At 36.7% G+C, this 5,753-nt stretch carries 7 protein-coding genes and 1 pseudogene; all 8 read right to left on the bottom strand.

All coding sequences use genetic code 11. The features are described 5' to 3' along the window. A pseudogene (locus DWY37_RS15465) lies at positions 1–181 on the bottom strand (T7SS effector LXG polymorphic toxin); the annotation flags it as partial. A gap of 273 nt (positions 182–454) precedes the next feature. After that, positions 455–811 (bottom strand): hypothetical protein, encoded by a 357-nt coding sequence (locus tag DWY37_RS15460; RefSeq protein WP_117842365.1) that lies wholly within the window; start codon positions 809–811, stop codon positions 455–457. Positions 812–813: 2 nt separating this feature from the next. Beyond that, positions 814–1,854: a hypothetical protein gene (locus DWY37_RS15455; protein ID WP_117842366.1), complete on the bottom strand. Its 1,041-nt coding sequence runs from the start codon at positions 1,852–1,854 to the stop codon at positions 814–816. Between the two features lie 32 nt (positions 1,855–1,886). Continuing rightward, positions 1,887–2,267, bottom strand: a complete 381-nt coding sequence (locus DWY37_RS15450) for a hypothetical protein (RefSeq protein WP_117690461.1) — start codon at positions 2,265–2,267, stop codon at positions 1,887–1,889. Continuing rightward, positions 2,264–3,748: a hypothetical protein gene (locus tag DWY37_RS15445; RefSeq protein ID WP_117901614.1), complete on the bottom strand. Its 1,485-nt coding sequence runs from the start codon at positions 3,746–3,748 to the stop codon at positions 2,264–2,266. The genes DWY37_RS15450 and DWY37_RS15445 overlap by 4 nt, the downstream gene beginning before the upstream one ends. Positions 3,749–4,265: 517 nt before the next feature. Beyond that, complete coding sequence (locus DWY37_RS15440; RefSeq protein WP_117699322.1) at positions 4,266–5,009, bottom strand: enhanced serine sensitivity protein SseB; 744 nt, start codon at positions 5,007–5,009, stop codon at positions 4,266–4,268. Continuing rightward, complete coding sequence (locus DWY37_RS15435) at positions 4,999–5,292, bottom strand: hypothetical protein (RefSeq protein ID WP_117699323.1); 294 nt, start codon at positions 5,290–5,292, stop codon at positions 4,999–5,001. The genes DWY37_RS15440 and DWY37_RS15435 overlap by 11 nt, the downstream gene beginning before the upstream one ends. Then, positions 5,289–5,753, bottom strand: a 465-nt coding sequence (locus tag DWY37_RS15905) for a hypothetical protein (RefSeq protein WP_199650075.1), incomplete at its 5' end; no start/stop codon positions are given. The genes DWY37_RS15435 and DWY37_RS15905, both read right to left, overlap by 4 nt.

Genomic DNA, 5,753 nt, shown 5'->3' with positions numbered 1-5,753 from the left:
CGATGCTTCCATAATAAATATCCTGGGCACCTTCCGCAGAATCTGCGACTCCATAAATAGTCATTCCGGTTTCCATAGCTACTCCAACCGCTGCAACAATGGGCGACGCTGCACCTGCAGTTGCAATAATACATGCCACCCCAACACCAACCAATACGACTCCGGCAACGGTCTTCCACACTCCCTGCGTCTCACGTTCTTCCGCTGCATCCTTTTGGTTCTGTTCCGCTTCACAGATTGCATCATATACATCTTTATTGTCTTCATGCTGCTGATAAAACGACGGTTATCACCAATAGAACATCTCCGATTCTGTGTTTTTGTTTAGGTATTATGAGGGCGTTTCATCCCCCTTATACCCCCTGTTGCGTGCCATTGTAACATGGGTGTTTGAGAATCGTCAAAGAAAATGTTACAACCTTGTTATATCTATGACATTCTCTGCTTTATTCTGTCAACGTACTATTTTTACATCCATTAAATTTCCATTTTCTACATCAACATTAAACTTTCTCCCCCAGAAATCAGTAGCATATAATTTCCCATTCATAATTTGAATTGCAACATATGGAATTTGCTCTTTGCTGACAATATTAGACGGTAATTTGTCACTTATTCGCCAACACATTTCGCCATTTTCATTATAACACAAAATATTATTAAGTTCCTCTGCTCCTAGTTCTACTCGTGGAATCTTTAACAATACAACATACTTTCCACTGATGCTTTCAACTTGTTTAATTGGATATTTTACAGTGATTTTAGTACCACCAATATTTAAAATATTACCATCAATAGATACTTCTCTCATATTTACCTCCAGTCTTCAATCTTTCCAAGTTCAGTAAAATCACCAATCCATTGCTGTTGTAAATCTATTTGTATTCCACCACCATCAAATCCAAAATTAGGTCCAACCTCACCTAAACGTACTGTATCTCCTGCTTTCAGCTCTACTTCTCCAATAAATTTAGGTTCATACTCTAATGCAAATTTAGCTTGAATTTCTTTAGGTGTAAGTCCTTTGATATCCTCGGCTCTCATAACCCATCCACCCTCTAAATTTGAATTCACACCGTCATATACTCGAACAAATTTTGTATCTTCTGTCAGTGTTATATCTTGTACAACAGTTTTCTCTTTGTAAGGTGATTTATAACCTCTTGCTTCCCACCAAGCATTAACACTTTCTGCTGATTGATACTGATTTATTTTAACTTTATCTTTTAAGTTACCTAATTGGTCATCTAAATATTCATATCCTATTTTACTTGATGTTCCACCATTTACAGCCGAACCCACATCCGCATCATTTAATACTGCGCCACCGTCAGTTCCCACATCTCCAAGCTTCGGTTTCGCCAGTTTCTTCGCTCCTGCTTCAATTCCATTCAGTCCTTTCGCAGTTGCCATACTTGCTGCCATACCTGCTATCATTCCTGCGGTCTGGTTTCCGGTTAAATCCGTCGTATACTTCTGGGCTCCTGCACCTGCAGTTGCAATAATACATGCCACCCCAACACCAACCAATACGACTCCGGCAACGGTCTTCCACACTCCCTGCGTCTCACGTTCTTCCGCTGCATCCTTTTGGTTCTGTTCCGCTTCACAGATTGCATCATATACATCTTTATTGTCTTCATGCTGCTGATAAAACAATTCACTGATATTGGCAAGTGCATACACGTCCTTATCTGTATAAAAGCTGTTGCTTTCATAATTTGCAATTGTTCCCTGGTTCAACCCTACTTTTGCAATACAGCTGTTCAGGCTCGAAATTAATAAGTCTACAGAATTCTCCAGCGCTGTTACGGTACTACTTTCCTGATTTTGGATTGTTGTAATAAAATTCAATAGCTCCTGATCCAACTGCTCATGTAAACCAATTATTTTATAACTTGTTTTTCCTCATCAAGCTTTACTATATTTGAATTTAACCATCCCTCATATGCATATTTGTCAACTCGATCCAACTTCAGCTTTTCCCCTATCTTACAGTCATTTGTACTAACCAAATATTCTCCGTTTTTTTCCTTTATAATTGAAACCCTCTCTTCATTCACCTTTCCATAAGTTGCAATTTTGTAAATTTCATCTACATCTGATATATTCACTAATTTACTGTATACTCCTGTATTATATTTATCTTTAAATGTACAATCAGTTTTCTTTAGATCTGATGTTATAATAATATAATTACCATCAGCATCTCTTGAAAATTTATATTCATTTCCTTTATAATAAGCATATTTTCCATTTTTTATCATTTTTTCACCTCTCTGAAATGTTCGCCATCAAAAATAGCTACGATAGAATCTTCTGAATCAATTACCCTATGCAATTCAGCACCTTCTATTGGTTCCAGGTTACCATCAACTGTCCATTCTGGAATAACTTCTCCATTCCTTGCACCTGTAAATCCATTACGTGTACATGGGGCAGGGTCTGTATTTCCCCCACCAAATTCTGTTCCATACGGTATTCCAATCCTATCCACATCATCCGTCATAAATTTAATATAACCATATGCATTTCCACCTTCTGGATATGGTCTAATATCACTATTTATTGTATAGTCTAATCTTGATGATTCTACAACATTATCATAACCATGAATATGTGAAACATCATCATATCTTGCTATATAGCCTCTGATAGTACTATATCCGTCATCTCCTATGTATTTTCCTATATCCTCAAAGGGAATAGTTTTTTGAATCACTGTATTACTATCAATCTTAGGCACTGCTTCTCTTATATTTTTTAATTTTCCAATTTGTTCTGCTGACAATTCATTTACATCTGCTAAACGAAGTGTATTAAACTCATCTAATGTCAAACTTTCATTAGCTAACACAGATTTTAAATTATTTCTTGCAAACGCTGAACCTCCGCCGTCTCCAACATCTCCAAGCTTCGGTTTCGCCAGTTTCTTCGCTCCTGCTTCAATTCCATTCAGTCCTTTCGCAGTTGCCATACTTGCTGCCATACCTGCTAACATTCCTGCGGTCTGGTTTCCAGTTAAATCCGTCGTATACTTCTGGGCTCCTGCACCTGCTGCTGTTGCAATTCCTTCTTTTGCAACGATTGTTGCTCCACTTCGAAATGTCAGGTTTCCTGCTGAGGCCGCCTGACCGATCGGAATCATTGCGGATGCTGCAAATGCAAAGACACTTTCTGTCAGATAATATGCTTCCTCATTTCCTTGGAATACCACATATTTTAAGTCATTTACTGCGGTACTGTCAATATCTCCGATGCTTCCATAATAAATATCCTGGGCACCTTCCGCAGAATCTGCGACTCCAAAAATAGTCGTTCCGGTTCCAACAATACCCTCTGCGGCTGCAACAATTGGTGTTGCTGTTCCCCATGATGCGACTATACATACTCCGCCTACTACAAGCAAACCCACTCCGGCAACGGTCTTCCACACTCCCTGCGTCTCACGTTCTTCCGCTGCATCCTTTTGGTTCTGTTCCGCTTCACAGATTGCATCATATACATCTTTATTGTCTTCATGCTGCTGATAAAACAATTCACTGATATTGGCAAGTGCATACACGTCCTTATCTGTATAAAAGCTGTTGCTTTCATAACTTGCAATTGCAGCTGTGTTCAATCCGATTTTTGCAATACAGGTATTCAGACTCGATAGTAACAATTCCACGGAATTCTCCAGTGCTGTCACGGTACTGCTCTCATGGTTCTGAACTTCTGTGATAAGATTTAATAATTCCTGATCCAACTGCTCATGTAGTTCTATCGTTCGTATAGGTGTACTGATTAAATTTCTTATCCTAGGTCTTAAAATTATTCAAGATATCAGAATAAGGCATTTTCTTAACAATTAGTTGGCTTGTCTTGATTTTGGTATGCCACTTTAAGAAAATATGATGTTATGAATATTTGTTAAACTCGTAACGAAATCTCTTCTTGTAATTTTTTATCATTCACAGAAATTGGCTATCTCACAGCGTCTATAAGCATTTTAGCAAACAATAGTTCTGTGGAAGGGTGAAAATTCCCAGCTTGCAACAGGTTAGTAAAATCAATACCTCACAATATCTTCAATATAAATTGTCGGACAAATCCTTTTGTATACCTGAGGGCAAATTTCGCCATAAGGAGTCCTTTCCCCTTTAGGTAAATGACAAAAAGCTATTATTAATCTCTGTATGTCATTCACTTCGTGAACAGACAGAGATTAAAGTAGCTTTTTGAGTTAGGGATTTTTGAAGTCCTAAAGTATAACCATAATTAAATTAATCTCTTTCATAAAATGGTTTGTATTCTCTAATTGCATTCTTTCCAAAATCCGAATCCGCTGAAACCATATCAAGCATCTTATCTCTTAAAAATCTAATGCAAAATTTTCCAACTCTTGGGTATAGACTATTAGGTTCTTCTTTTGAATCCAATATTAGTAAATAGCTTCCTTCTTCACCCCTTACCATCCATAATAAAAACGCCTTATCAACACTCTTTTCTTTATCAAAATATACACATAGCTCATTTATCAATTCAGTTGGGTATTCAGCTGGAATGCCTATAAACACCTGTTCTTCTTTTTTAATTATACAATCATTTTCCATTCCATCAAGCATTGGAAGCGTAATCACAATATTGGCACCGAAAGGATTTATTACCATTCCTGTATATACATCTCTCGATTCTTTCATAATGTTTTGAAAATCCTTATAACCAAAAATAACTGTTTGCTGTTCTTTTGAGGAATTCCATTTATATAATTCTTCCCAATCAGTAAATGCAATTAAAAACTTATTACCTTTTGTATCTTCTAAATGCTTTATAGATATTGAAGACCCTTCACCTACAACTATTTCATTACCATCTTTCGAACTGTTTTGTAAATGAATATCTGCAGGGCATAGTAATTTAGCTTGTGCAAATTCTGTAAAAAATTTCTGTTGTGTTGCATTATTGTTACTTAATCCTTCAATTGCCTCGACTAATTTAAGATTACTAATTGGTTCTTTAATATTCATTTTTCCCTATCTCCTTCTGGTGATATATTCCATCAGCAAACTTACGAACAAAACCTTTTGCTGGAAAATCAGGATATTTAATTTCCCATAGACATCCACAACACTTACACTTGTACCATTTATCTGCTTTCCACTCAAATCCATCACAATATGGCTTTCCTACTGGTACTTCTGAAAATATATCTTCTTTTACCTGTTCTTCAAAAAACAATTTAATATCTTCATATAATTTATATGAATTAATAACACTTCCTATTCGTTCACTACATTCACATTTTATCATTTAAACCACCCCGCTTCCACTTTTGGGATATATACTTGATTTCCACCTCCTGGCAATGTTCCTATCACATTTCCAAGACTATCATATATATTTTGTGGTGCCGCTATACCTTCATAAATTGTGGTTCCTTTTGGAACAACAACCTTGGTAATATTTTCTGTTGTATTTCCCCACGAAGGATTTAATGCTAAATCCAATTGTGATTGCAATCCTCCTCCTTGAGGCGTTCTTGATACATATGAACCAACCTCTCCTGCTTTACCACCACTTACTCTATACATAACTGTATCTTCTGTCAACGTTGTTTTTGTAAATGTTGCACCATTAAAAGATTCTGCTACTTCTTGACTAATTTCATTACAAGGTTTGATTGGTGAATACTTTACTGTCTTACTTCCACCCTCTCCTACATTTCCCAACTGCTGCGGTCTTTTTACGTTATTTACTACTTCCAGCTCTGC

The sequence above is a fragment of the Roseburia sp. AF25-13LB genome, from assembly GCF_003478915.1.
GTDB classification, from domain to species: Bacteria; Bacillota; Clostridia; order Lachnospirales; family Lachnospiraceae; genus Roseburia_C; species Roseburia_C amylophila.
Note: the sequence above shows the minus strand (reverse complement) of the source record. Positions and strands in the feature narration are given on the sequence as shown.

Excerpts from the sequence above, each read along its gene's own strand:
- DWY37_RS15460 (WP_117842365.1), bottom strand. The coding sequence starts at position 811 with ATGAGAGAAGTATCTATTGATGGTAATATTTTAAATATTGGTGGTACT.
- DWY37_RS15450 (WP_117690461.1), bottom strand. The coding sequence starts at position 2,267 with ATGATAAAAAATGGAAAATATGCTTATTATAAAGGAAATGAATATAAA.
- DWY37_RS15440 (WP_117699322.1), bottom strand. The coding sequence starts at position 5,009 with ATGAATATTAAAGAACCAATTAGTAATCTTAAATTAGTCGAGGCAATT.
- DWY37_RS15435 (WP_117699323.1), bottom strand. The coding sequence starts at position 5,292 with ATGATAAAATGTGAATGTAGTGAACGAATAGGAAGTGTTATTAATTCA.